Annotated in this window: 24 protein-coding genes and 1 pseudogene; 14 read left to right on the forward strand and 11 right to left on the reverse strand. The window is 67.1% G+C overall.

Features of this window, described 5'->3' with window-relative positions:
* Nucleotides 1–64 precede the first annotated feature (64 nt).
* Nucleotides 65–712: a LysE family translocator gene (locus C5O79_RS02085; RefSeq protein ID WP_046547210.1), complete on the forward strand. Its 648-nt coding sequence runs from the start codon at nt 65–67 to the stop codon at nt 710–712.
* 97 nt (nt 713–809) lie between these two features.
* Here C5O79_RS02085 and C5O79_RS02090 read toward each other — a convergent pair whose 3' ends face one another.
* The 5 genes and pseudogenes from C5O79_RS02090 to C5O79_RS02110 all read right to left on the reverse strand — a co-directional run bounded on the left by C5O79_RS02090 (nt 810) and on the right by C5O79_RS02110 (nt 4,080).
* On the reverse strand, nt 810–1,196 hold the full coding sequence (locus C5O79_RS02090; RefSeq protein ID WP_122478385.1) for a hypothetical protein: 387 nt from the start codon (nt 1,194–1,196) through the stop codon (nt 810–812).
* A gap of 67 nt (nt 1,197–1,263) precedes the next feature.
* Nucleotides 1,264–1,497 (reverse strand): annotated as a pseudogene (locus C5O79_RS02095) (SfnB family sulfur acquisition oxidoreductase); the annotation flags it as partial.
* A 173-nt stretch (nt 1,498–1,670) separates the two neighbouring features.
* Entirely contained in the window at nt 1,671–2,774 is a 1,104-nt protein-coding gene (gene sfnG, locus C5O79_RS02100; RefSeq protein ID WP_122478387.1) for a dimethylsulfone monooxygenase SfnG, read from the reverse strand.
* 36 nt (nt 2,775–2,810) lie between these two features.
* Entirely contained in the window at nt 2,811–3,374 is a 564-nt protein-coding gene (msuE, locus tag C5O79_RS02105) for an FMN reductase (RefSeq protein WP_122479039.1), read from the reverse strand.
* Between the two features lie 46 nt (nt 3,375–3,420).
* Nucleotides 3,421–4,080, reverse strand: coding sequence for a hypothetical protein (locus tag C5O79_RS02110; protein WP_131931078.1), 660 nt, complete (start codon nt 4,078–4,080; stop codon nt 3,421–3,423).
* On the opposite strand from C5O79_RS02110, the gene C5O79_RS02115 reads away from it, so the two are divergent.
* The 3 genes from C5O79_RS02115 to C5O79_RS02125 all read left to right on the forward strand — a co-directional run bounded on the left by C5O79_RS02115 (nt 4,060) and on the right by C5O79_RS02125 (nt 8,269).
* Entirely contained in the window at nt 4,060–5,223 is a 1,164-nt protein-coding gene (locus C5O79_RS02115) for an acyl-CoA dehydrogenase family protein (protein WP_131931080.1), read from the forward strand. The genes C5O79_RS02110 and C5O79_RS02115 overlap by 21 nt on opposite strands.
* Nucleotides 5,220–6,320 (forward strand): sigma 54-interacting transcriptional regulator, encoded by a 1,101-nt coding sequence (locus C5O79_RS02120; protein ID WP_046547211.1) that lies wholly within the window; start codon nt 5,220–5,222, stop codon nt 6,318–6,320. Before C5O79_RS02115 ends, C5O79_RS02120 begins: the two co-directional genes overlap by 4 nt.
* A gap of 248 nt (nt 6,321–6,568) precedes the next feature.
* The gene (locus C5O79_RS02125; protein WP_131931082.1) at nt 6,569–8,269 is read left to right on the forward strand and encodes a dihydroxyacetone kinase family protein; all 1,701 of its coding nucleotides are present in this window, start codon (nt 6,569–6,571) and stop codon (nt 8,267–8,269) included.
* A 61-nt stretch (nt 8,270–8,330) separates the two neighbouring features.
* On the opposite strand, the gene C5O79_RS02130 is transcribed toward C5O79_RS02125, so the two are convergent.
* Together C5O79_RS02130 and C5O79_RS02135 are read right to left on the reverse strand one after the other, a co-directional pair.
* Complete coding sequence (locus C5O79_RS02130) at nt 8,331–8,618, reverse strand: DUF1330 domain-containing protein (protein WP_039369252.1); 288 nt, start codon at nt 8,616–8,618, stop codon at nt 8,331–8,333.
* A 211-nt stretch (nt 8,619–8,829) separates the two neighbouring features.
* Complete coding sequence (locus tag C5O79_RS02135) at nt 8,830–9,690, reverse strand: MaoC family dehydratase N-terminal domain-containing protein (protein ID WP_131931084.1); 861 nt, start codon at nt 9,688–9,690, stop codon at nt 8,830–8,832.
* Nucleotides 9,691–10,002: 312 nt separating this feature from the next.
* Between C5O79_RS02135 and C5O79_RS02140 the strand changes: the two genes are divergently transcribed.
* From C5O79_RS02140 to C5O79_RS02170, 7 genes are all read left to right on the forward strand, one after another.
* A complete protein-coding gene (locus tag C5O79_RS02140) occupies nt 10,003–10,482 on the forward strand; it encodes a MarR family transcriptional regulator (RefSeq protein WP_046547215.1) in 480 nt (159 codons plus the stop codon).
* Nucleotides 10,479–12,611, forward strand: a complete 2,133-nt coding sequence (locus C5O79_RS02145; protein WP_131931086.1) for an FUSC family protein — start codon at nt 10,479–10,481, stop codon at nt 12,609–12,611. Before C5O79_RS02140 ends, C5O79_RS02145 begins: the two co-directional genes overlap by 4 nt.
* A gap of 34 nt (nt 12,612–12,645) precedes the next feature.
* Nucleotides 12,646–12,858 (forward strand): DUF1656 domain-containing protein, encoded by a 213-nt coding sequence (locus tag C5O79_RS02150; protein WP_039369242.1) that lies wholly within the window; start codon nt 12,646–12,648, stop codon nt 12,856–12,858.
* Nucleotide 12,859: 1 nt separating this feature from the next.
* Nucleotides 12,860–13,831 (forward strand): HlyD family secretion protein, encoded by a 972-nt coding sequence (locus tag C5O79_RS02155; RefSeq protein ID WP_131931088.1) that lies wholly within the window; start codon nt 12,860–12,862, stop codon nt 13,829–13,831.
* A complete protein-coding gene (locus tag C5O79_RS02160) occupies nt 13,828–15,327 on the forward strand; it encodes an efflux transporter outer membrane subunit (protein WP_131931090.1) in 1,500 nt (499 codons plus the stop codon). Before C5O79_RS02155 ends, C5O79_RS02160 begins: the two co-directional genes overlap by 4 nt.
* A gap of 189 nt (nt 15,328–15,516) precedes the next feature.
* Nucleotides 15,517–15,942, forward strand: a complete 426-nt coding sequence (locus C5O79_RS02165) for a TOBE domain-containing protein (RefSeq protein WP_122478401.1) — start codon at nt 15,517–15,519, stop codon at nt 15,940–15,942.
* 84 nt (nt 15,943–16,026) lie between these two features.
* Nucleotides 16,027–16,617 (forward strand): nitrogen fixation protein NifQ, encoded by a 591-nt coding sequence (locus C5O79_RS02170; RefSeq protein ID WP_122479045.1) that lies wholly within the window; start codon nt 16,027–16,029, stop codon nt 16,615–16,617.
* Nucleotides 16,618–16,849: 232 nt separating this feature from the next.
* Here C5O79_RS02170 and C5O79_RS02180 read toward each other — a convergent pair whose 3' ends face one another.
* A complete protein-coding gene (locus C5O79_RS02180) occupies nt 16,850–17,911 on the reverse strand; it encodes a DMT family transporter (protein WP_047853684.1) in 1,062 nt (353 codons plus the stop codon).
* Nucleotides 17,912–18,411: 500 nt separating this feature from the next.
* Nucleotides 18,412–19,071 carry a ProQ/FinO family protein gene (locus tag C5O79_RS02185; RefSeq protein ID WP_047853051.1) on the reverse strand — a complete coding sequence of 220 codons (660 nt, stop codon included), beginning with the start codon at nt 19,069–19,071 and terminating at the stop codon, nt 18,412–18,414.
* Between the two features lie 741 nt (nt 19,072–19,812).
* Here C5O79_RS02185 and C5O79_RS02190 point away from each other — a divergent pair.
* Nucleotides 19,813–20,397 (forward strand): DUF2889 domain-containing protein, encoded by a 585-nt coding sequence (locus tag C5O79_RS02190; RefSeq protein WP_046547220.1) that lies wholly within the window; start codon nt 19,813–19,815, stop codon nt 20,395–20,397.
* 110 nt (nt 20,398–20,507) lie between these two features.
* On the opposite strand, the gene C5O79_RS02195 is transcribed toward C5O79_RS02190, so the two are convergent.
* Nucleotides 20,508–20,999, reverse strand: coding sequence for an NAD(P)H-dependent oxidoreductase (locus C5O79_RS02195; RefSeq protein ID WP_046547221.1), 492 nt, complete (start codon nt 20,997–20,999; stop codon nt 20,508–20,510).
* Between the two features lie 201 nt (nt 21,000–21,200).
* A complete protein-coding gene (locus tag C5O79_RS02200; protein ID WP_047853050.1) occupies nt 21,201–21,854 on the reverse strand; it encodes a TetR/AcrR family transcriptional regulator in 654 nt (217 codons plus the stop codon).
* A gap of 83 nt (nt 21,855–21,937) precedes the next feature.
* On the opposite strand from C5O79_RS02200, the gene C5O79_RS02205 reads away from it, so the two are divergent.
* Nucleotides 21,938–23,062, forward strand: coding sequence for an MBL fold metallo-hydrolase (locus tag C5O79_RS02205; protein ID WP_047853049.1), 1,125 nt, complete (start codon nt 21,938–21,940; stop codon nt 23,060–23,062).
* Nucleotides 23,063–23,185: 123 nt separating this feature from the next.
* Nucleotides 23,186–24,187 (forward strand): AraC family transcriptional regulator, encoded by a 1,002-nt coding sequence (locus C5O79_RS02210; RefSeq protein WP_047853048.1) that lies wholly within the window; start codon nt 23,186–23,188, stop codon nt 24,185–24,187.
* Nucleotides 24,188–24,881: the final 694 nt, after the last annotated feature.

Genomic DNA, 24,881 nt, shown 5'->3' on the forward strand with positions numbered 1-24,881 from the left:
TGTTCTCCTCCACGATCGGACAATGAATCCCGTCGGCCCTTACTCGTCGCAGGAATCATCAGACATGCATACGTCCGGATCGCTCTACGGATTTCTCGTCATCGGCGGCATGCTCGCGGTCACGCCGGGGCCGAACATGGTCTACGTGATGTCGCGCTCGATCGCGCAGGGACGCACGGCAGGGCTCATTTCACTCGGCGGCGTGATGATCGGCTACCTGTTCTACATGTTCGGTGCGGCGTTCGGGATCACGACGCTGTTCATGAGCGTGCCCTATGCCGGCAGCGGGCTGGCCGTGGTTGGTGCGGCGTATCTGCTGTATCTCGCGTGGCAGGCTGTCAGGCCCGGTGGCCGCTCGCCGTTCGAGGTGCAGGCATTGCCGAGAGAGCGCCCCCTTCGGCTGCTCGCGATGGGCGCGACGACCAGCGTGCTGAACCCGAAGCTCGCGATGCTGTTCATTTCGTTGCTGCCGCAGTTCATCGACTATCGGAACGGCAGCGTGCTCGGGCAATCGCTGTTTCTCGGTTCGCTGCTGATTGTCGCGTTCGCGTCCGCGAACGGGCTGGTGGCGATTTGTTCGAGCAGCATCGCGACGTTCCTGCACGGGCGCCCGACGCTGCTGCTCGCGCAGCGCTGGGCGATGGGGCTCATTCTTGGCGGGCTCGGCGTGCAGATGGTGGTCGATGCGGCGAAGATGGCGGGCGGGGCTTGACGGCCGCAAGCGTGCCCCTGAACTGAAAAGGAAACGGCCGGCCGGCAACGTCGCCCACCGGCCGTCATGCAGGAAACCCTCCGTCGGTGCGGCTCGGTCACTTCGTCAGCAACTCGGCCTCCAGCTCGCGCAACCGCCCCGGGAACCGGACGCGCAGCACCAGGAACCACCCGAGCCCGATCGCCAGCAGTGCGACGAACACATACGGCAGCCACGCATAGACGCCCCCCGGCACCGGATACACGCTGCCGGCCAGCGGAATCGCGAGCAGCAAGACCGCCACGACGCTGATCACCACATGCCGCGCACGCGGCCGGCGCTGCCGGTGCAAGTAGAGCGGCGCGCCGTTCGCCACCAGCACGTATGCAAGCAGCCAGCCGTACGTCGCGATCGAATTGAGATAGCCATACGAATCGAGCAGCGCGGTGCCGCGCGCGGTGAACACCAGTGCGGTGGCCAGCGCCGGCACCGTGATCAGCGCCACCGCGACGTGGGGCGTCGCATTCCGCTCGTGCGCGTGCCCGTCGACGCGCCCGAACCTATAGACGATCCGCGCCGCCGTACTCGCGCGGCACGGTAATGCCCCACGGGCCGCTCGACGAGAACAGCTCGATCTCGTCGAACGGCAGCTTCCGCCCGCGGTCGCGCAACGCGGCGTGCTCGGCGAGTCGTGCCGCGACCTCCTGGTGCGCGACGTCGAGTGCCTCGGCATCCGAGCCGATCACGAGAACGGGCGTGGCGCCCGCTTGCGGTTGCACGTTTTCTTCGATGATTTCCGTGGACATGTGATTTCCGGCAAAACTCATGAACCGGCCGGCGGTGCCGCGAAGCCTCCGCCGGCCTCCTGTTTCGATATCCGAAACGTCGAACCTGGATGACGCGCAAGAGCGCTCGGCGTCATCCGTTCGGACGGCCCGTGCGCGGCATGCATGATGCCCGCCGCACACCGGCCTCCGCATTACGCGGCAACCGCCTGCCGCTGCGCCTCGAGTTCGCGCACGAGCGGCAGCACGCGCTGGCCGAAGTACTCGACTTCCTCGATGAAATGCAGGAACCCCGCGAGCACGAGGTCGACGCCGATCGCCTTCAGCGCGACGATGCGTTCGGCGATCTGCTGCGGCGTGCCGATCAGGTTCGTGCGGAAGCCATCGTTGTACTGCACGAGATCCTCGAACGTCGACTTCGCCCAGTTGCCCTCGCCTTCAGGCGATGCCTTGCCGGCCTGCTTCACCGCATCGCCGAACGCATGCACGGCCTCGACGTGCGCGTGCCGGATGATGTCGTCGAGCACGGCCTTCGCCTCTTCCTCCGTATCGCGCGCGATCACGAACGCATTGACGCCGATGCGAACGCGATGATTGTTCGCCGCCGCCTTCGCGCGGATGTCGTCGATCTGCGTCTTCAGGTTCTCCGGCGTATTGCCGTTCGTGAAGTACCAGTCCGACACGCTCGCCGCATTGTCGCGCGCCGCACGCGAGCTGCCGCCCTGGAAGATCTCCGGATGCGGCTTCTGCACCGGCTTAGGGCTCAGCGTGTAGTCGTTGAAGCGGTAGAAGTCGCCCTTGAACGTGAAGTTGTCCTGCGTCCAGATGCCCTTCAGCGCCTGGATGAACTCCTTCGAACGCCGATAGCGTTCGTCATGCTCGAGCCACGGCTCGCCGATCGCGGTGAATTCGCCCTTGAACCAGCCGCTCACGACGTTGATCGCGATGCGCCCGTTCGAGATGTGGTCGATCGTCGCGAGCTGCTTCGCGACCACGGCCGGATGCCACGGCCCCGGCAGGATTGCGGCGAGCACCTTGAGCTTCGTCGTCGCATGCAGCAGCGCCTGGCTGAACGACACCGACTCGTGCTGGTATTCGGCGCCGTAGCCGGCCGTGAAGCGGATCTGGCTCAGCGCGTAGTCGAAGCCGGCCGCCTCGGCCGTGCGCGCGAGCTGCTGGTTGTATTCGAGGCTCCAGTCGGTGCGCTGCTCGATCGTGCTGACGACGAGGCCGCCGCTGACGTTCGGCACCCAGTAGGCGAACTTGACGCCGTCGGCGGAAGGGTCGGTATGGCTCATGAGTGTGTCCTGGTCGGAAGAGAAAGCGCAGGCGGCCTACGCGGCCGCGACGGAAAGCGCATGCGGCGGGCGCAATTGCGGCACCGCGCGATCGACGGCGAGCGCGATACGCGCGCGCAACGCCGGGTTCGTGATCTGGTACTGGTCGAAATCGCTTTCGGACGCGTACACGCCGATCGGCAGCGTGCGGGCCTGGAAGAAACTGAACAGCGGACGGAGCTGATGGTCGATCACGAGCGCATGACGCTCGCTGCCGCCGGTGGCCGCGAGCAGCACGGGCACGTCGATCAGCGCTTCGTGATGCACGAGGTCGAACAGGTGCTTGAAGAGGCCCGTGTACGACGCGCGATACACCGGGCTCGCGACGACGAGCGCATCGGCCGTCTCGATCGCGCGGATCTGCGCCTCGAGCTCGGCCGGCACCTGCGCGCGCGTCAGCGCACCGGCCAGCCGGCCGCCGATCTCGCCGAGTTCGATCAGCCGTGTTTCGATCGGCAGCGCGGCGCCGAGCGCCGCGACGATCGCGTCGGTCAGCGCCAGCGTGCGCGACGGCCGCTGCAGGCCGCCCGATATCGCGACCACGTTGATTGCATTGCTCATCGATTGCATTCCCATTGTCGATTCGGGTGCCGACGCCCCCGTCACGTCATGGGTCAGCAAGGAGCGTGCCATTTCGATGATCGACCGGGAAAGCAATCGTCTGCATGACGAAATGCATCGCGCTCACCGGCCTGTCGTGGCGTCCCGGTTGTTCACCGCACGTTGATAAGCGTGCCCGCGACGGCATCACAACCATATTCCGCAGCGCGATGAACTCGGGGAAACAGCGCTGCTGATGGACTGCTGCGTGATCAGCAGCACGGTGTGCAGCAGGTGCGCTTTTCCGTTTCGGCACGGATTCCGGCACGCGCGCGGCACCCTTCGACATGCGTTGGCGTCCACTTTCCGCATTCATGTGCCGGCGCGGCGCGTCGCATCCTTGCAGCAGCGTCGGCATGGCTGTTGCATCGTCACCTTGCGTGCCGCGGATCGCTGCACCGCGCGACATCGCGACGTGCGGCTGCGTCCAGCGCAGCAATCCCGCATTGGTTATCACAAATCGATGTTTCCGGCGTTGCGCAAAACGTTGAACACTCTGCTGATCACGCAGCACCCGGTCAGCAGCGCCCTGTGTGACCTGACCGCACGCGTGCAGCAACCCGACGCCTTCACCGCCATGACATCCATTTCCGTATCGCCCCGCGCGGAAGGCCTGCGCGTCGTCGCGCCATCCCGCGACGAACCGATGCCCCCAGACGCGCTGCAAACCGCCGAGCGCCTGGCGGCCGGCTTTGCACGCACCGCGGCCGAGCGCGACCAGCAGGGCGGCACGCCGAAGGCCGAGCGCGATCAACTGCGCGACAGCGGCCTGCTCGCGCTGAGCATCCCTGCCGCTTACGGTGGCCTCGGCGCGAGCTGGCGCACGACACTCGACGTCGTCCGCGTGCTCGCGGCGGCCGACAGTTCGCTCGCGCACGTGTTCGGCTTCCATCACCTGATGCTCGCAACGGTGCGGTTGTTCGGCGCGCCCGCGCAGTGGGAATCGTGGTTCGAGCGCACCGCGCGCCAGCAGTGGTTCTGGGGCAATGCACTGAACCCGCTCGACGCGCGCACGGTCAGCCGCTCGCGCGGCGCATGGCATGAATTCAGCGGCCAGAAGAGCTTTTGCTCGGGGGCGCTCGATTCACAGATGCTGATCGCGTCCGCGCACGATGCGCAGACTCGCGCGTTCCTGATCGCGGCCGTGCCGACGCAGCGCAGCGGCATCTCGATCGCCGACGACTGGAACAACATCGGCCAGCGCCAGACCGACAGCGGCACGGTCACGTTCGAGAAAGTGCGCGTCGAGGATCACGAACTGCTGACGGATCCCGGCCCGCTGTCGACGCCGTTCGCGTGCCTGCGCCCGCTCGTCGCGCAGCTCGTGCTGACGAACGTGTATCTCGGCATCGCCGAAGCCGCGTTCAACGACGCGCGGCACTACACGCTGCACGAGGCACGGCCGTGGCCCGGCGCGCAGGTCGCAAGCACCGGCGACGATCCGTACATCCTCGGCCAGTACGGCGAATTCTGGGTCGGGCTCGAGGCCGCGCGCGTGCTCGCCGACCGCGCGGCGGACCGGCTCGACGCCGCATGGTCGCGCGATGCGGCGCTCACCCATGCGGAGCGCGGCCAGGCCGCGCTCGCCACGGCAGCCGCGAAAGTGTCGGCCGCGCGCACCGGGCTCGATCTCTGCACGCGCATGTTCGACGTCGCCGGTGCCCGCGCGACGCACGGCGCGCTGCGGCTCGACCGGCACTGGCGCAACCTGCGCACCCACACGCTCCACGACCCGCTCGCGTACAAGATTCGCGAGATCGGCGAATGGGCGCTCAAGCGAACCTATCCGACGCCGGGCTTCTACTCGTGAACCACACTCCTTCCGATGCGTGGCCCGACGCCGCGCCCGTCCTCACGCTGCCCGACCGGCCCGCGCTGGCGACATCCATTCGTGCCCGCGCGCAGGTGTTCGTCGATCCGCGCTCGGTCGCGTTGCTCGACCGGATTCGCCTGGTCGCGCCGAGCGACGCGAACGTGCTGATCGTCGGCGAGACCGGCACCGGCAAGGAACTGATCGCGCGCCATGTGCATGGCCTCAGCCGCCGCAGCAACGGGCCGTTCATCGCGGTGAATTGCGGCGCCTTCTCCGAGACGCTCGTCGAGAGCGAGCTGTTCGGCCACGAGAAAGGCGCGTTTACCGGCGCGTTCAGCGCGAAGCCCGGCTGGTTCGAAGCCGCGAACGGCGGCACGCTTTTTCTCGACGAGATCGGCGACCTGCCGCTATCGATGCAGGTCAAGCTGCTGCGCGTGCTGCAGGAGCGCGAGGTCGTGCGGCTCGGTTCGCGCACCGGCGTGCCGATCGACGTGCGCGTGGTTGCCGCGACCAACGTGGACCTGCAGCAGGCCGTCGCGAACGGGCAGTTTCGCGGCGACCTGTTCTACCGGCTCAACGTCGTGCAGCTCGCGGTGCCGACGCTGCGCGAGCGTCCGGGCGACATCCTGCCGCTCGCGCGCCACTTCTTCGACGACTACAGGAGCCGCCTCGGTTACGGGCCGCGCAGCATCGACCCGCGTGCCGAGCGCCGGCTCGAGGCACACGGCTGGCCCGGCAATATCCGCGAACTCGAGAACGTGATCCATCACGCGCTGCTCGTGAGTCGTCACGATTCGCTGCAGGAGGCCGATCTGCATATCGCGTCACCCGGCGTGCCGACGGCAGCCGTGCGCGCGCCGGAGCAGGAACCCGACCCGGCCGCCGGCGCGCAGGCCGCACTCGAACGCGCGCTGCGCGACCTGTTCGACGAGGATCACGGCAACCTGTTCGAACGCATCGAGGACACCGTGATGCGCGTCGCGTTCGAATTCAGCCACCGCAACCAGATCCAGGCCGCGCGGCTGCTCGGCATCAGCCGCAACGTGCTGCGCGCACGGCTGATTCGCGCGAAGGAAATTGCGGCGGTGAAGTAGCCGCGTATGGGGGCGCCGCCGTTGCCCCGCTCCGGCGCGATCGCGCTGTGATCCGCGCATCAACGTTCAAACCTGATGTATCGTGGCGCGAAGCGTGCGTGTCGCTTCGCCCCTGCAGTAGTTCATCCATGACATGACCGCCTGCCCTCGGCGACAGCGCGCCCGCATGATCCTCCGCAACACGAACGGCCGTCCGGCGCCCGTGTAGGCCCGGCCGAGCCTCGTTCACCCGTCCGGAACCCGTCGCCATGAAAAAGCTTGTCAACCGCCCGTCCGACGTCGTGAGAGAAATGCTGGAAGGCATCGCACGGCAGTCGCCGCATGTCGCGATCCTCGGCGACGAGCAGGTGCTCGTCCGCCAGCCGCTGCCCGAGCCCGCGCAGCGTCCCGTCGCCGTGCTGTCCGGCGGCGGCAGCGGCCACGAGCCCGCGCACGGCGGTTACGTCGGCGAAGGGATGCTGAGCGCGGCCGTCTGCGGCGAAGTGTTCACGTCGCCGTCCACCGACGCCGTGCTCGCCGCGATCCGCGCCAGCGCCGGCCCGAACGGCGCGTTGCTGATCGTGAAGAACTACACGGGCGACCGGCTCAATTTCGGGCTCGCCGCCGAACTCGCGCGCGCCGAAGGCATTCCGGTCGAGACCGTCATCGTTGCCGACGACGTGTCGCTGCGCGGCCGCGTCGAGCGCGGCCAGCGGCGCGGGATCGCCGGCACCGTGCTGATCCACAAGCTCGCCGGCGCGGCCGCCGCGCGCGGGCTGCCGCTCGCCCGCGTCGCGGCGATCGCGCGCGACGCGGCGGCCGAACTCGGCACGATGGGCGTCGCGCTCGACGGCTGCACGATCCCGGGCGCCGACAAGTCGGGCTTCAGCCTCGCCGATCACGAGATCGAACTCGGTCTCGGCATCCATGGCGAGAAAGGCGTCGAACGCCGCGCGCCGCTGCCGGTCGATGCGCTGGTCGACACGCTGCTGTCGAGCATCGCCGCCGATCTCGTGCTCGACCGCGGCGAGCGCGTCGCGCTGTTCGTCAACGGCCTCGGCGCGACGCCGGACATGGAACTCGCGATCGTGCTGCGCGCCGCGCACGACAACCTGCACCGGCGCGGCATCGTCGTCGCACGCGCGTGGGCCGGCACGTTCCTGTCGGCGCTGAACATGCCCGGTTGCTCGATCTCGGTGCTGCGGCTGAACGACGAACGCGCGGTGCTGCTCGACGCGCCGACGCAGGCGCGCGCATGGCCAGGCGGCGGCGCGGTGAATACGCAGATCCGCGTGGCCTCGGCCGCTGTGCCGGAAGCCCCGTTGCCGCCGCTCGATGCGGCCGGCCGCGCGTGGGCCGCGCGCCTGCAACCGGCGCTGCACGCGGTCGCGCAAACGCTGATCGATCACGAGCAGACGCTGACGGACCTCGATGCGGCGGCCGGCGACGGCGATCTCGGCGCGAGCATGCTGCGCGCCGCGCAGGCGATCCTCGCGTTGCCGGAAGCCGCGTATGGCACGCCGGCCGGCGCACTCTCGGCGCTCGGCGCCGCGTTGCGCCGCGCGATCGCCGGCAGCTCAGGGCCGTTCTATGCAACCGCACTGCTGCGCGCAGCGCGCCGGCTGGCCGATATCGCCGAGCCGTCGGCGCGTGACTGGGCCGCGGCGTTCCGCGGCGCGGTGGATTCGATCAGCGAACTCGGCGGCGCGCACGCCGGCGACCGCACGATGCTCGATGCGCTGGTCCCGGCCGTCGCGGCATTCGAGCGTGCGCTCGACAACGATCGCGATCCCGCGAGCGCGTGGGCCGCGGCAGTCGAAGCCGCCGAGCGCGGCGCGCAGGAAACGGCAGGCATGACGCCGCGCGCCGGGCGCGCGAGCTATCTCGGCGAACGCGCGATCGGCACGCCGGACGGCGGCGCGGTCGCGGTGTCGTATTGGCTGCGTGCGTTGCAGGCACACATCGGATGAAGATCGAAGGCCGGGTGTCCGGCGTCGCGGCGCGCCGCCGGACACGCCCGATGCACGTCGTTCAGACGCCTTCGACCAGCACGGCGCGATAGCGCGCGCCCTTGAAGCGGTGCTGGGCGACGGCCTGGTATTCCGGGCCGTGATACCACGCGTGCGCGGCTTCCTTCGACGGGAACTCGACGATCACGACGCCTTCCGGGCCTTCGCCTTCGAGCGTTTCCTGCGGCCCGTAGGCTGCGAGCACTTTCACCGGATGCCCGGCGAGCGTTGCGCCGACCTTGCTCTGGTAGAGGTCGAATTCCTGCTGGTCCTGCATGCTTTCACGTGTAAACACGATGTAGGTGGCCAAGATGCGTGCTCCTGATGCGCTGCGTGGAAGGGGGACGGGCCGGCCGCGCATCGCCGGGTCCGGCGAACGGCACGCGACCTGCCAGCAGCTTACAGGGGTTTGGCGACGCACGTCGGGGCTGGCCGAGTGCGCGTCCGGCCGGCTTGCCGCGTGCGACAGCGGTCACCCGCATACGGATCCTGCCGCGCGCGGATGACCGGCACGGAGCCCGTCACGCAAACGTCGCGGTGGCCTGCATCGTCAGCCAGCCGTCGCGATCCTTCGCCCACAGCTCGATCGTCTGGCCATCATCCGACGGCTTGCCGCACAGCGTGAACGGCTCCCCGTCGAACGTCGGGCGCACCGCGCGGAACGCGAAGCTCGCGAGCGTCGCGTCGGGCCGTTCGCGATGCACGAGATCGACGAGCAGCGTCGCGATCAGCGGGCCGTGCACGACGAGCCCCGGATAGCCCTCCTCCTGCGTCACGTAGCTGCGGTCGTAGTGGATGCGGTGACCGTTGAAAGTCAGCGCCGAATAGCGGAACAGCATCACGGCGTCGGCCGCGACCGTGCGCGACCACGTCTCGCCTCCCGGCGCCGCGACCGGCTTCGGCGCCGGCGAGCCCGGCTGCGGCGCATCGCGATAGACGATGTCGTGCTCTTCCTCGACGCACAACGCACCGTCGCACTCGATCCGGTGCTGCACCGTCACGAAGACGAGCCGGCCGCTGCGGCCCGTCTTGTCCTCGATGTTCTCGATCGTCGATTCGCGCGTCGCGCGCCGGCCCGTGCGCAGCGGCGCATGGAACGTCAGGCGGCCGCCGGCCCACATGCGGCGCGGCAACGGCACGGGCGGCAGGAAGCCCCCGCGCTTCGGGTGGCCATCGGGGCCGACTTCGGCCATTGGCGCGACGGGCAGGAAATAGAGCCAGTGCCACATCGGCGGCACGACGTCGCCGGGCGACGGGCGGTCGAGCGTGGCGGCCAGCGCGTTCAGCGGGAACGCGGTGATGTCGTCGCCGAGCGTTTCGGTCTTGCCGAGCCACGCATCGAGCGACGTCGGGACGGGAGGCTGCGGGGATGAAGTGGTCACGTGCGGATTCTCCGGGAGGCTTGCAACGGCCTCAATATGCACGCCGCACGCCGTTTCGCGAAGCCGGATTTCCCGAACCCCGCCTTCGAACCTGCCTGACCTGCCGAGTGGCCTGCCGGACCACTTTCGTCTGATCATTCGATCGCGGCCGCCGATCGCACCTCCTGTGCCGCCAAAACCTTACGGCTTGACCATCCCCGGCACGCCGCCTAAATTGCTTCAAACGGGCGGGCCGAACCGCGTGCGGCATGTCATCCGGGTAATAAAAACGATAGTTTGCTATCGAATTAATTTGCCCCTATCATCTCGCCCATGACCAATCTGCACGACCTCCGCCTCGCCGTCAGCAGCCTGCTGGTGCTGTCCGCGCGCAAGTGGCGCCGCACCAGTGACGGCGTGCTGACCGCGTACAACGTGTCCGAGGCCTGCGCGACACCGCTGCTGATCACCGGGCGCCTCGGCGAAGGCGTGCGACAAGGCACGCTCGCCGAATACGTCGGCATCGAAGGGCCATCGCTCGTGCGCCTGCTCGATCAGCTGTGCGCGGCGGGCCTCGCGCGCCGCGACGAGGATCCGCACGACCGCCGCGCGAAAACGATTTCGCTGACGGCCGCCGGCCGCGCGGTCACCGCGAAGATGGAGGAAGACCTGCGCGTGCTGCGCGCGCAGGTGCTCAAGGGCGTCACACGCGCCGATCTCGAAGCGACGCTGCGCGTGCTCGACGCGTTCAATGCCTTCGAGTCGCACACGCCCGCCGCGCGCACCTCCCACGCCGGCGACGCCAAGTCATGACCTATCCGAGCCTTCGCGACTGGCTCTTCTCGGGCAAGACGTTCGCCGCGTCGATGCTGGCGCTGTATCTCGGCCTGTATTTCCAGTTGCCGCGCCCGTACTGGGCGATGGCAAGCGTCTACATCGTGTCGAACCCGTTCGTCGGCGCGACGCGCTCCAAGGCGCTGTATCGTGCGCTCGGCACCGCGCTCGGCGCGGCCGCCGCGATCTTCTTCGTGCCGCCGTTCGTCGAGACGCCGCTGCTGTTCGCGATCATCGTCGCCGCCTGGTGCGGCACGCTGCTCTACCTCGCGATCTCCGACCGCACCGCGCGCAGCTACGTGTTCATGCTCGCCGGCTATACGATGCCGCTGATCGCGCTGCCGATCGTCACCGATCCGTCCACCGTGTTCGACGTCGCGATCGCGCGCACCGAGGAGATCGTGCTCGGCATCGTGTGCGCGAGCGTGGTGGGCAGCGCGATCTTCCCGAACCGGCTCGCGCCGACGCTGATCGAGCGCACCGACGCGTGGTTCAAGGACGCCGCGTTCTACGGCCGCGAGACGCTGTCCGGGCATATCGCCGGCAACGCGCTGTCCGCGTGCCGGCAACGCCTCGCGGCGACCATCACGGGCCTCGAATTCCTGCTGAGCCAGCTGAGCTATGACCATGCGCACCCGCGCATCCTCGCGCGCGCGCAAGCCCTCGCGGGCCGGATGCAGTTGTTCCTGCCGCTGATGTCGTCGCTCGCCGATCCGTTGATCGCGCTGATGCGCGACCTGCACATCCGGCCGGCCGGGCTCGACGCGTTGCTTGCCGATGCCGCGAAGTGGTTCGACGCGCCGCTGCCGGCCGTCCGTGCCGGCGCCGATGGCGACATGGCCGACGACCCTGTCGCGGACCGCCTGCGCGAACGCATCGCCGCGCTGCAACCGGCCGACGAGGCGCTCGCGAGCTGGGACGGCGCGCTGTTGTCGAACGCGCTGTGGCGGCTGCGCCAGGTCATCGACATCTGGCAGGACTGCCGCTCGCTGCGCGCGTTGATCGGCAACGAAGCGGGCGTCTGGCAGCCGCGCTACCGGCACTGGCGGCTCGGCGGCACCGAACGTTTCTTCGATCGCGGGATGATGCTGTTCTCGACGCTGACCGTCGCCGCCGCGATCGTGTTCGCGAGCTGGCTGTGGATCGCGTCCGGCTGGCACGACGGCGCCGCGGCCGTCACGCTCGTGGCCGTGTCGTGCAGCTTCTTCGCCGCGCTCGACGAGCCGGCGCCGCTGGTGTTCAAGTTCTTCCTCGCGACGACCGCGAGCGTCGTGTTCGCGGGCCTGTACCTGTTCGTCGTGCTGCCGCACGTGCACGATTTCGCGATGCTCGTCGTGATGTTCGCGGGCCCGTTCATCCTGATCGGCACGCTGCTGCCGCGCCCGCAGTTCAACATGGTGACGATGCTCGTCGCCGTGAACACGGCCACCTTCATCAGCATCCAGGGTGCGTACGACGCCGACTTCTTCGTGTTCCTGAACAGCAACCTCGCGGGCGTCGCCGGGTTGTTGTTCGCGTATGTATGGACGCGTGCGACACGGCCGTTCGGCGCGGAACTCGCGGTGCGGCGCCTGCTGCGCTCGGGCTGGGAAGATGTCGCCCGCTCCGCGTCGACGCAACCGCTCGACGACCAGCGCAACCACGCATCGCGGATGCTCGACCGCGTCACGCATCTGCTGCCGCGCCTCGGCGCGTCCGACGATCATCGCCACCCGTCGATCGAAAGCTTCCGCGACCTGCGCATCGCGCTCAATGCGCTCGACCTGCGCCGCTCGCGCCGCCGGCTGTCCGGCGACGTGCCCGATGCGATCGATCGCGTGCTGGCCGGCGTCACCGACCACTACGAACGCTGCGTCGCCGCGAACGCGCGCCAGCCGGCGCCGCCCGCGCTGCTCGCGACGATCGACGACGCGCTGCACCGAGTCGCGGGCCGCAACCTGCCGGGTGCCGCACCGGCGGAAAACGGCACGGCGCCCGCCGTACCGGCCACGCCCGCCACGCATCGCCGGTTGCGCGACACGCTGCACGCGCTCGTCGGCCTGCGCCTGTCGCTGTATCCGGCCGCGGCCGGGCAACCGCCGCGGGCGCCGGACGGAGCACGCGCATGATCCCGCTTTCCCATCCGTCCTTCCGACCGCAACCATGATCGGCGAAATCGACATCTTCGGCGTATTCGTGCCGGCCCCGCTCGTGCTGATGCTGATCGCCTACCTGATCAACATCGTCGTGCGCGCCGTGCTCGAGCGCGTCGGCTTCTACCGCCTCGTCTGGCACCGTTCGATCTTCGACCTCGGCATCTACGTATTCGTGTTGGCCGCCGTCGTCATCGTTTCCCACCATCTCGTGGCTACCTAACGTGAAAAAAAAATGGCTCTCGGCAGGGCAGATCCTGCTCACCCTGATCGTCGTCGTCGTGGCTGCCATCGTGCTGTGGCGCATCGTCAACTACTACATGTTCTCGCCGTGGACCCGCGACGGTCACGTGCGCGCCGACGTGATCCAGGTCGCGCCGGACGTGGCGGGCCTCATCACGTCCGTGCAGGTCGCCGACAACCAGGAGGTCAAGCGCGGCCAGGTGCTGTTCGTGATCGACCAGGCCCGCTACACGCTCGCGGAACGGCTCGCCGAAGCCACGCTCGCGCAGCGCCGCGCGACGCTCGCCCAGGCGAAGCGCGAGTACGCCCGCAACCTGCAGCTCGGCAACCTGGTCGCGAGCGAACAGGTCGAGGAAAGCCGCACGCGCGTCGAACAGGGTGAAGCCGCCGTCGCCGATGCGCAGGTGTCGCTCGACACCGCGAAGCTGAACCTGCAGCGCACGACGATCGTCAGTCCCGTAGACGGCTACCTGAACGACCGCGCGCCGCGCGTCGGCGAATACGTGCCGGCCGGCCGCGCGGTGCTGTCGGTCGTCGACCGCAATTCGTTCCGCGTCGACGGCTACTTCGAGGAAACCAAGCTGCGCGGCATCCACATCGGCCAGCCGGTCGACATCATCGTGATGGGCGAGCCGCGTGCGCTGCGCGGCCACGTGCAGAGCATCGTCGCCGCGATCGAGGATCGCGACCGCACGCAGGGCGCGAACCTGCTGCCGAACGTGAACCCGGCATTCAGCTGGGTGCGGCTCGCGCAGCGCGTGCCGGTGCGCGTCGTGCTCGACGAAGTGCCCGACGATTTCCGGATGATCGCGGGTCGTACCGCGACCGTCTCGATGCGCGAAGCCGATACGCGCCGCAAAGACAACGCGAAACCGGCGACCGGCGCGTCGGCCGTCACACCGGTATCGACGGCTTCCGGCACGGCCGCCGGCGCAGCAGGAGCATCGCAATGAAGCGCCACGGTCTGCGCCTCGCCGCGACGCTCGCGCCGCTTGCGCTCGCACTCGGCGCGTGCAAGTCCGTCGGCCCCGATTACACGCTGCCGCAGCAGGCGTACGTGAATGCGCCGCTCGCGAACCATGCGCTCGACGATGCGAACGGCACGCTCGTGTCGCGCGACACCGTGCCCGGCAACTGGTGGCAGCTCTACGACGATCTCGTGCTCGACGCGCTCGTGCGCGACGCACTGAAGTCGAACACCGACCTGCGCGTCGCCGCGGCCAACCTCGCGCGCTCGCGCGCGGCGCTCGAAGTCGCGAGCCAGCAGGGCGGCTTCGCGGGCGGCGCGGAAGCCGGCGTGCAGCGCGCCCAGGAATCGGCCGAGCAATATCTGCTCGAGAACAAGCTGCCGGTCGTCAACGAAGGTGCGGTCGGCATCAACGTGTCGTACGAGATCGACCTGTTCGGCAAGCTGCGGCGCGGCGTCGAAGCCGCGCGCGCGGACAGCGAGGCCGTCCAGGCGGCCGGCGACCTGGCGCGCATCACGGTCGTCGCCGACGTCGTGCGTGCGTACGTCGAATCGTGCTCGGCCGGCGACGAGCTGGCTGTCGCGAAGCAGTCGCTCGCGCTGCAGAAGCAGCGCGTCTCGCTGTCGCAGCGGCTGCGCGATGCCGGGCGCGGCAACCAGACCGACGTGACGCGCGGCGTGACGCAGGTGCGCACCCTCGCCGCCGATATCCCGCGCTTCGAAGGCCGCCGCAAGGTCGCGCAATACCAGCTCGCCGCGCTGCTCGCGCGCTCGCCCGCCGACCTGCCGAAGGCCGTCGCCGAATGCGAGCGCCTGCCGAAGCTGCGCCAGCCGATTCCGATCGGCGACGGTGCCGCGCTGCTGCGCCGCCGCCCCGACGTGCGCGCGGCCGAGCGGCAACTCGCGGCCGCGACCGCGCGGATCGGTGTGGCAACCGCCGCGCTGTACCCGTCGATCAGCATCGGCGCGTCGGCCGGCTCGGTCGGTGTCGCCGCGGATCTGTTCTCGTCCACGACGAATCGCTGGTCGTTCGGCCCGCTGATCAGCTGGTCGTTCCCGGTCAACGGCCAGCGTGCACGCGTGCGCGAGGCCGAAGCCGCGACCGGTGGCGCGCTCGCGCACTTCGACGGCGTCGTGCTGAACGCGCTGCGCGAAACACAGTCGAGCCTCGCGACCTATGCGGCCGACGTGCAGCGCACGGAAGCGCTGCGCACGGCGTATGAATCGGCACGCAATTCCGCCGACGAAACGCATCGCCTCTATCTGGCCGGCCGCGAGTCGTTCATCTCCGATCTCGATGCAACGCGCACGCTGACGAGCGCGCAGGCGCAGGTGGCGGCAGCCGAAGGCCAGGTCGCGACCGACCAGGTTCGACTCTTCCTCTCGCTCGGCGGCGGGTGGGAATCGGACGGTACGACGGCCGCACCGGAAGCCCGTCCCGACGCCACACGCGCCGCCGCGACACCCGCGACCAGCAAGTAGTCACGGCAGCGCCGTCATCTTCAGTGCACCACGGGCACCTGGCGAAACGCTCGGTGGCGGCAGGCTTTCCTGATTCGCGCCATAGCGCCGGAAGGACGACGAACACCCACGTTGACGTTACACTGGCCGATGCATTTCCATTCATCTCTCGCCGCCGAACTCCCAGCGGCATCCACCCGGAGATCCATCATGCGAACCAGCGCCCGCAACCATTTCCCCGGCCAGGTCAGCGCCGTCAAGGCCGGTGCCGTCAACGACGAAATCACGCTCCGCACACAGGGCGGCCTCGACATCGTCGCCGTGATCACCCACGGCAGCGTGGCTTCGCTGGGCCTCGCGGCCGGCTCGAAGGCATTCGCGCTCGTGAAGGCTTCGTCGGTGATCGTGATGGTCGACGTGGACAGCAGCAAGGTGTCGGCCCGCAACTGCGTCGCAGGCACCGTTTCGTCGGTCGCGAAAGGCGCGGTCAATTCGGAAGTCGTGATCAAGGCCGCGGGCGGCGCCGAGATCGTCGCGATCGTCACCAACGACAGCGTCGATCGCCTCGGCCTCGCGAGCGGCACGGCTGCGTCCGCGATCTTCAAGGCATCGAGCGTGATCGTCGGCGTCGAGTGAACGCATGACGATCGCGATGGCGATCCGTTCGGCACCGCGCATTCACATGAATCGCGCCGTGCGGCTGCCGGCCGGATGCGTGCGATGACAACCGTGTCCGATCCCGCTCGGCAACGGGCGCTGCAGTCGTTGCTGTCCGCCGCGGCCAGTGCCGACACACCCGACGCACGCCTGTTCTGCGCACTCGTTGCGGCACGCGCGCGCCGCAATGAACTCTGGCTGCTCGGCCTGTCTCATCCGCAGCTGGCCGGCCTGCTGACGCGGCAGTTTCCGCACCTGCCTGCCGCCGATGTCCCAGCGCTCGTGCCAACGGCCGTGATGGCAATGCTGCCATCCACTCACGCGGCCTTCGTCACAACGCTGCATACGCGGCTGATGGACGACGCGAATCCCGCCGCCGACCGCGACGACACCGCTTGTCTCGCATCGATCATCGCGCACGCCTGCTTGCGCCCCGATCATCTGTGGCGCGATCTCGGGCTCGACGGCCGCGACGCGGTATCCGCGATGCTCGATCGCTATTTCCCCGCGCTTGCCGCGCGCAACGTCGCTCATCTGCGCTGGAAGAAATTCCTCGCACAGGAAGTGGCCGCCTCGCTTGACGTGCCGCCAGGCCCCGCCCCCGGGTGCCCGGACTGCGAGGATTTCGGCTTCTGCTTTCCTCACGTGCGATAACCACCGCGGCGGCCGGGCTGCCCATTCGAATCGCGAAGCCTGGGACGGCACGGTCGGTGCACTGATCGATCCGGACGGCTCGCTGATCCGGTTGATCCAGACCGAAGACCAGGCTCGCACCCGCTGCTGCGGTCGCGCTCGGGCGACGCTGCAAACAGATGCGTGCACGATGCGACGCACGCCCCATAAACGGTTACCTTGTGAACCGCATCGCCTGCAGTTCATGACGCGGTCAATGCCGGTGCCGGTGATGAATGTCCGGAAAATGTGCATGGCTGTGCGTGATCGGCAAATGCACGTGCGGATGCGAGTGCGGTTCGGTGCCGTCGTACGCGAAATCGTGCGCATGCTGGTGATGTTCGTCGTGCCGATGACGATGCGTGTGCTCGAGCGGCTCGTGCGTATGCGTGTGTTCATGCCGTTCACGAACGTGCAGCCAGATGCCGAGCGCCATCAGCACTGCAGCGATCCAGAACGTCGCGGGCGGCAGCGCCGGCCAGATCAGCAGCGACAGCACGACGCCGAACAGCGGCGCGATCGAGAAATACGCGCCCGTGCGCGCGCTGCCGAGATGGCGCAGTGCGACGACGAACAGCACGAGGCTGATTCCGTAGCCGCCGAGCCCCGTCAGCATCGCGGCAGCCGTGACCGGGACAGCCGGCAGCGTCGCGCCGGTCGCCAGCGCGATGCCGATGTTCACGGGTCCGGCGATCAGCCCCTTCGCGCACGCGATGACCATCGCGTCGTTTGCGGCCACCTTGCGGGTCAGGTTGTTGTCGACCGCCCAGCACAGGCATGCGCCGACGATCAACAACGCGCCGACCGGCACGCCTGCGTGGCCCGGCGTCCACGACAGCAGCGTACCGCCGGCGACGATCGCGACCATCCCGAGGAACACCTGCGAATCCACGTTCTCACGAAACACGACCCACGCGATGACAGCCGTCAGCACGCCCTCGAGATTGAGCATCAACGCGCTCGTCGCTGCTGGCGTGCTCGACAGCCCGAGCATCAGCAGCGCCGGGCCGGCCACCCCGCCTGCCGCAATCGCGCCGGCCAGCCACGGCAGGTCTGCACGCTGCAGCGGCGCAGCATCTGCGGTCGGTGCACGACGGTTGTGCAGGCGGCGAAGGAGGATCCCGATACCGAGCCCGACGCCGCTGCCGAGATAGAAGAGGCCGGCGACCATGAACGGCGACATCGCGCCGATCAGCCCCTTGGCGAGCGGTGTCGCGGCGCCGAACAGCGCGGCAGCGGTGAGCGCGACGAGAATCGCGGAATGTCTCGAGTGCATGATCCGGTTTGAATTGACGTTGAAAGGCGCTGGCCGTCGCAGCGGGTTGCGTCGCGGTGAGCTTTTCGTACCTTTCGCAATGCAAGCTGCATCGCAGCCGGCCAGCTTGCTGCGCGACCTGACGACCTCAGCGAGATTATCGCGCGTCATCATGTCACGATGACAGGACGCGCACGTCCACGCGCCAGTCGATGGTTTCGGTATGCCTCTATCTTAGGAAAACGAATTAACTGAACGAGGCGTTGCCGTATTCGGGGATTGCGTGCCGTCCATGCGCAAACGACAAGGTCGGAACAACGCGCGTGCAGCACCGATCGGCGAACTTTCTTCGTCCGGTCGCGTGGTCTGTTCGAGGTGAGATAGGTAAGCGCCCGGCGCGCGAGCACCGGTGGGAGCAGTCGTGACCTGCCTCGGTCGAGGCAGGTCAGTCTGTCGTGCATTCATCGCAGGCGTTGTGACTGCGGGACAGCGCCGTGCGGTATGCAGCGGCGCGGTGCGGATTACTCGTTTCCGGCCGTTTGCTGCTCGACCTGCGGCGCGGCGTCGGCTTGCGCTTCCACGTTTGCCGGTTGCGGCTCGGTGGCCTCGGCCGGCTGTTCGGCCTTCGGCTGCTGCTGCGCGCCCTTGGCCGCTTGTGCCGCGCCCTTGCCGGGGCGGCGCGCCTTCAGCCGGCGTGCCCGCGCTGCGTCGTCATGCGTGACACGCCCTGCTTCGTTACCCTGCAGATCGACCCGTACGGCGTCTTCGACGAGGCACGACCAGTAACGGTTGCCACGGCACCACGTCGACATTGCTTCACGCAGTTCGGCTTCGTTGAGCCCGACGGCCTGTGCTTCACGTGCGAGGTCGTCCCAGATACCGACCTTGAGCGGCACTTTGGGGGCCGGATTCTTCGGGAACGCACGCGGAAACTTACGCTGCAGTTTGCCGATCGCAACGATGACCGGATCGACCGGCGCCGCCGGCTTCGCCGAAGCCGGCTTCGCGCGGTGCGCTGCTTTGCCGCCGGCCGCAGCCGGCTTGGCGCCACGCTGCGGCTGGTCGCCGGACTTCGGCTTCGCGCCGGTGTCCGCCGGCGCTGCCGGCCGCTTCGCGTTGCGCTCCTGCTTGGCCTTCGCTGCGAGCTGCGCCCGCAATTCGGCAAGTTGTTCAAAACCCATAAATTCAATCCACCAGGAATATAAGGTGTGGTTCGTGCGGCCATGCCGCGCGGCGCACAAGCTTCGCCGCCATGCGTGCGACCCGTCTGCCGCCGATGCGGAATACTACGGGGCCGCATCGCGCACGCCACTCTGTTTTCAGGCACCCGGCCACGATGCCGGACAAGGCAGGAGTGGAAGTATACCGGTACGCGCGGCGGCCGGTTGACTCACTGGTCTGCATTGGCCCGATTCGAGGTACCGGAAATGCGCCCATGCGGTCGTGTTGCGCATTATAGGGATACGTTTCCGGAAGTCACGCCGTTCACTCTGGTTGGCGGAAATCGGGGCCATCTTCCGTACTGCGACTGCCTCGGCGGCATCGACCGATGCCCGACACGTGGTATCCCGCCTCGGGGTGTCGGACGCGATCCCGCCGCATCGGTGCGTCTCGGGCCCCGGCTGCGATTCTGCATCCCGCTGCATCCCGGGGCAGCGGCGTCGGCTGTGTGCGAATCAACGATCACGGCGATGAATCGGCGCAAGTGCCGTACCCATTCGACACCATCGGTGCCCGCACACGACTCGTTGCGTCCGCATCCATCCCGTGGCGCACGAAGAGGCAGAAAAGTGCGTAGTATGGCCGGATCGATGTCGTCGGTGGCGTACCTCCACCCGTTTCGCCGCGCCCGACCGGCGAGCCGCCGACATCCCGCTTGCCTGCCAGAAGAACGAACCGGTTGCACGAAACGGAGCAGATACATGGTTCCCCCACACGACATCCCGCACGACGGCGTCACGCGCGAGGAAATTCACCATAGGCAGATCGACATGCGCGGCTATCGGCGCAGCGACGGCCGGTTCGAAGTAACGGCCTGCCTCTCGGACCGCAAAACCTTTGATTTCACGCCGCCGGGCGGCACGCGGACGGTCGCTGCGCTATCGCCGATTCACGACCTCGGCGTGACGCTGGTCTTCGACGCTGACATGGTAGTCCGCGCCGTGTCCACGTTCCTCCGGTCGCATCCGTATGCGCAGTGCCCAGGCGGCGGCGACTCGCTGCAGGCACTCGTCGGACTGAGGATCGGCGCGGGCTGGAACAGCGAGATTCGCAAGCGCCTGCCGTCCTGCGATACGTGCACGCACCTGAAGGAGTTGCTCGGCCCGATCGCCACCACGGCCTATCAAACGATGGTCGGCATGCGGAAGTCGTCGCTCGAGGCGCGCGACAGCGACGGGAAACCGCTCAAGATCGACAGCTGCCATGCCTATGGCGCATCGCGCGATCTCGTGAAACGTCTTTGGCCCGAATATCACCGGCCTTCCGAGACGACAAAGGGCGGCTGACGGCCGAGCATTCGGCCGGCCCCGCACACCGCACGATCGGTGCTGCTCAAGAGCGCGCGTCGCGTGCACAAACGTGCGTCGACCGGTCCTCGCAGTCGCAGCGCTGGCGATCAAAAAACGCCCAGTGAGAGTCCCGCTGCAAGACCGGCGCCCAATTCGGCGCAGCGCGCGAGATCGTCTCCGTCGATCGTCTTCGCCGCGAGGATGCGTTCCGGCGTCTGCGCGTGCGTACAGACGATCAGGCCCGGCGCCACGTTCTTCAACCGCCATCCGGTCGCGATCCGGTCGATCTGGCGCAGCGCGTTCTGCCCATCGCTTCCCGCGCAGATCATCACCGCATACGGGCGGCCGTTCACGCGATCGAGCGCCGCGTAGTAGCAGCGGTCGAAGAAATCCTTCATCAGCCCGGACATTGCCGCGAGATTCTCCGGCGTTGCGAACAGATAGGCGTCGGCGGCCAGCACGTCGGCCGCGCTCGTCGCATCGGCGCGCTGCAGCCTCACGTCGACGCCGGTTTGCTCGCGCGCAGCGCCGGCGGCCGCTTCGGCCATCTGTTGCGTGCCTCCGGTCATCGTGTGATAGACGATCAACAGCGTCTTCATTCGTCGTTACTCACGTTCGGTTTCAGGTGCGCAGACGGCATCGCCGATTTCCGCTGAATGGCCGGAGATCCGATGAGGCAATCCGCATTCGCTCCATCGGATCTGCCGGTTTACCGGTTTGCCGGCTCGACGTTGCGAGGCACGTACCGATCGTGCACGTTGCGCCAGGCTCGACTCATGCAAGTTCGACCGGATACACGATCAGTCCGTTACGTCGCGCGATGCGTCGGTGTGTTCCGGTTGCGCGTAGTACGCGAGAAACATGTCGGCAGCGGATTCAGCGACTTTTTGTTGCGCCGGCTCCGCGAGCGGCGGCTGGCCCATCGTTATCTGCGGCCAGAACGCGAATGCCTTCACGACACCGTGCAACTGATTCGCGGCAAACACCGGATCGGTGACGGACAGGCGTCCAGCCGCCGCGGCCGTCCGCACCCAGACCGTCATGTCTTCCTCGCGCTCGCCGAGACGTTCGACCATGTCACGCGCACGTTCCGGCGAATGGATGGCCGCACCGATCGCGACGCGTGCGAGCGACAGGAATGCCTCGTCGCCAAGCAGGCGCATTTTGCGATCCAGCAATGTGAGCAATTGCTCGCGCAGCGGCACATCGGCACGATAGGTTGGCGAACTGACTGTCCGGGTCGCATCCCACAATTTTTGCAGGATTGCGGCGAACAACGCCTCCTTGCCCGGGAAGTGGTTATAGACCGTGCGCTTCGACACGTCCGCACGCGCCGCGATGCGGTCCATGCTGGTCGCGTCGTAACCCGACGCGAGAAATTCCTCGATGGCCGCATCGACGATGGCCGCGCGCTTTCGATCGGTCAGGCGCTGAGGGGGGGTACTGGTATCCATTCAGAAATTTTACACCGGGCAGTTTACTTATTCCAAAAATAAACTACACTGTTTAGTGTACTTTATTTTCCGGACGAACCGACATGGCATCGCCTCTCGTTTTGATTCATCGCATATTGGGTTTTGCGGCCGCCCGGCGCGGCCGCACGCTATCTGGCGGCTCGCCGCAGCACAATGGCGAGCGCTTCAGCAATGTCGCGCCTCGTCCCGTCGAGGGGTTGGGCAAGACGCTCGGGATCGCCTGGAACATGCTGTTCAACAAGCCGCGCAATACCGTGCCGGCAGGGGCACTGCCCGTCGATTCGCTGACGCGCGCGGAACTCGACGCGGCCCCTGATCGCAGCCTGTACCGGCTTGGTCACTCGACGCTGCTGCTCAAGCTGCGCGGCGAATTCTGGCTGACCGATCCCGTGTTTGCCGAACGCGCATCGCCGTTTCGGCGCGTCGGCCCGAAGCGCTTCCATGCGCCGCCGATCACGCTTGAAGATCTTCCGCCGCTGCGCGGCGTGATCCTGTCGCACGATCACTACGATCATCTCGACCGCGACACGGTGCTCGCGCTCGCGGCAACCACCGGCGTGTTCGTGACAACGCTGGGGGTCGGCGACCGCCTCATCGAATGGGGCATCGACGCGAAGAAAGTCCGCCAGCTCGACTGGTGGCAAAGCGTCGACGTGACCGGCCTGACGCTGACCGCGACACCTGCCCAGCACTTTTCCGGACGCAGCTTGTTCGACGGCAACAGCACGCTGTGGGCGTCCTGGGTCATCGTCGATGACGACTTGCGCGTGTTCTTCAGCGGCGACACCGGCTACTTCGACGGCTTCCGGACGATCGGCGAGCGCCTCGGGCCGTTCGATGTCACGCTGATCGAAACAGGCGCATACGACGCGCAATGGCCGTACGTACACATGCAGCCGGAAGAGACCGTGCAGGCGCACATCGATTTGCGCGGACGCTGGCTGGTCCCGATTCACAACGGCACGTTCGATCTCGCGATGCATCGCTGGCTGGAACCATTCGAGCGCGTCACGGCACTGGCAATCGTGCGAGGCGTCGATCTGTCGACGCCCAGGATGGGCGAGCGCCTCGCACTCGACGAACCGCATCGCGGCGAGCGGTGGTGGCGCACGGTCGACGAGCGCGTGACGTCCGTTGCCGCGAAATCGCGCCGCTGGACGCTTTGCGCGTCGCAGGCCGCGAAGTAAAACCCACCGACCGTTGTGCATTTTCCCCGGAGCGCGGCAATGCCGCGACTCCGGCAGGCGCATTGCCGGCGTACCCGCACGTCGACGGGCTGTCTGTAGACCCGATTCCTGAGTAGAGAAGTCATGCATCCGGCACCAGGCCAACCCGTCGAAGACGCCACCATCGCCGCATTCAACCCGGCAATTTCCCGATCGACGCGCTATAGCCGAGAGAACGACTTGCGGCAGACGCTCGCGGAGCGTGTCGCGAGATGGACGGAAGGCGTCGATCACCTCACCACGGCCATTCCGAACCTGAGCTTCCATCGAAGGGAGGCGACAACGCAGCCGATGGACTGCATGGTCGAGCCGAGCTTCGGTCTCGTCGTCCAGGGCACGAAGCGGCTCATTCAGAGCGGCGATGTATATCTCTGCGACGCCAACCGCTTTCTGATCACGTCCCTCGACCTGCCCGGTTCGACGCAGGTCATCGAGGCCAGCCGCGAAAGGCCGTTTCTCGGAATCGGGCTCAAGCTTGATTTTCGCGTCATGGCCGAACTGATGGCGCAGGTCGCAGCGGATCACGAGGAAGCCCCGGCAGGCCGGGGCCTCGTCGTCGGCGAGATGAACGAACCGCTGTACGACGCAGTGAACCGGTTGCTGGCGTTGCTGGATGATCCGAATGCGATTGCAGTTCTTGCACCGTACGTCGAGCGGGAAATCTATTACCGGCTGCTGACGAGCGACCAGGGTGCCCGTCTGCGTCAGATTGCGTCCGCCGGCAGTCAGGGCAATCGCGTATCGCGGGCGATCCAGTGGTTGCGGACCCATTACGACGAGTCGCTTCGAGTCGACGATCTGGCGGCGCAGGTACAAATGAGCAGTTCGACCTTCCACCACCACTTCCGCCAACTCACCGGCATGAGCCCACTGCAGTACCAGAAATGGATACGTCTCAATGAGGCGCGTCGACTGATGCTGTCCGAGCGGCTCGACGCCACGTCGGCCTCGTTCAGGGTCGGATATGCGAGTCCGACTCAGTTCAATCGCGAATACAGCCGGTTGTTCGGAAATTCTCCGCGGCGAGATATCGATAGCCTGCGAAGCGGAACCGATGTCGTTCTTTCGGCAGCGGCGACGTATTGATCACCGGGACCGTACTGGAGATGTGAGATACCTTGTTTGGTGGTACCCGCAAAATGCTTGGGTCGGCCCTTCACGTGTGAAGGGCCGACCCGCTTGAGCCAGACGAGTGCAGCAAGATGCGCGCTTGTTGCTAACTCCGGATTGATGGCTCGGCAGCCCACCGCGAATTCAAATTATGTATCGAGCGGGGCGTGGGCACCTCGCAGCGTCGAACCTGTATCCGAACTCGCAAGCATTCATCGGCCAGAGGCAAGACGTCTCATACCGACCTCATGAACTGATGAGGATTTTGCCGTCTCCGCAACTAAGTCGTCTCAGTACCCTCCGAACACTCGGCCACAAACTCTGCAGTGCCGTGAGTCTCGCACCACGCTGAGAACTACCGATTTACGCGGTGGTAGTGTGCGTTGTCACGTGACAACTCTCGCAAATAGATCGGCGCAGGCATCAGGAAGGGTCTCGGCGCCGTGTCGAGATGTGTCTGATTTAGCCTCAATTCGATGTATCTCTGCGTCAGACCGGCCAGAATCGTTTCAAATACAACAAATCACGTATAAATTAATACAATACTCGGCATGTTTCCACCGCCTTTGGCTCGAGGAACGCAAAATAGCCATACGCCCCTATTTACATGATCGATCCCGGCGATTTTGCGTGAAACAACATGAAGAATATAGCGCAACCCATTGCCAGA

The sequence above is a fragment of the Burkholderia sp. SRS-25 genome, assembly GCF_004343765.1.
GTDB classification, from domain to species: Bacteria; Pseudomonadota; Gammaproteobacteria; order Burkholderiales; family Burkholderiaceae; genus Burkholderia; species Burkholderia contaminans.

Coding starts and splice junctions, on each gene's coding strand:
- C5O79_RS02085 (WP_046547210.1), top strand. CDS start 65: ATGCATACGTCCGGATCGCTCTACGGATTTCTCGTCATCGGCGGCATG.
- sfnG (WP_122478387.1), bottom strand. CDS start 2,774: ATGAGCCATACCGACCCTTCCGCCGACGGCGTCAAGTTCGCCTACTGG.
- msuE (WP_122479039.1), bottom strand. CDS start 3,374: ATGAGCAATGCAATCAACGTGGTCGCGATATCGGGCGGCCTGCAGCGG.
- C5O79_RS02115 (WP_131931080.1), top strand. CDS start 4,060: ATGCCCCCAGACGCGCTGCAAACCGCCGAGCGCCTGGCGGCCGGCTTT.
- C5O79_RS02125 (WP_131931082.1), top strand. CDS start 6,569: ATGAAAAAGCTTGTCAACCGCCCGTCCGACGTCGTGAGAGAAATGCTG.
- C5O79_RS02140 (WP_046547215.1), top strand. CDS start 10,003: ATGACCAATCTGCACGACCTCCGCCTCGCCGTCAGCAGCCTGCTGGTG.
- C5O79_RS02145 (WP_131931086.1), top strand. CDS start 10,479: ATGACCTATCCGAGCCTTCGCGACTGGCTCTTCTCGGGCAAGACGTTC.
- C5O79_RS02150 (WP_039369242.1), top strand. CDS start 12,646: ATGATCGGCGAAATCGACATCTTCGGCGTATTCGTGCCGGCCCCGCTC.
- C5O79_RS02160 (WP_131931090.1), top strand. CDS start 13,828: ATGAAGCGCCACGGTCTGCGCCTCGCCGCGACGCTCGCGCCGCTTGCG.
- C5O79_RS02165 (WP_122478401.1), top strand. CDS start 15,517: ATGCGAACCAGCGCCCGCAACCATTTCCCCGGCCAGGTCAGCGCCGTC.
- C5O79_RS02170 (WP_122479045.1), top strand. CDS start 16,027: ATGACAACCGTGTCCGATCCCGCTCGGCAACGGGCGCTGCAGTCGTTG.
- C5O79_RS02180 (WP_047853684.1), bottom strand. CDS start 17,911: ATGCACTCGAGACATTCCGCGATTCTCGTCGCGCTCACCGCTGCCGCG.
- C5O79_RS02185 (WP_047853051.1), bottom strand. CDS start 19,071: ATGGGTTTTGAACAACTTGCCGAATTGCGGGCGCAGCTCGCAGCGAAG.
- C5O79_RS02190 (WP_046547220.1), top strand. CDS start 19,813: ATGGTTCCCCCACACGACATCCCGCACGACGGCGTCACGCGCGAGGAA.
- C5O79_RS02195 (WP_046547221.1), bottom strand. CDS start 20,999: ATGAAGACGCTGTTGATCGTCTATCACACGATGACCGGAGGCACGCAA.
- C5O79_RS02200 (WP_047853050.1), bottom strand. CDS start 21,854: ATGGATACCAGTACCCCCCCTCAGCGCCTGACCGATCGAAAGCGCGCG.
- C5O79_RS02205 (WP_047853049.1), top strand. CDS start 21,938: ATGGCATCGCCTCTCGTTTTGATTCATCGCATATTGGGTTTTGCGGCC.
- C5O79_RS02210 (WP_047853048.1), top strand. CDS start 23,186: ATGCATCCGGCACCAGGCCAACCCGTCGAAGACGCCACCATCGCCGCA.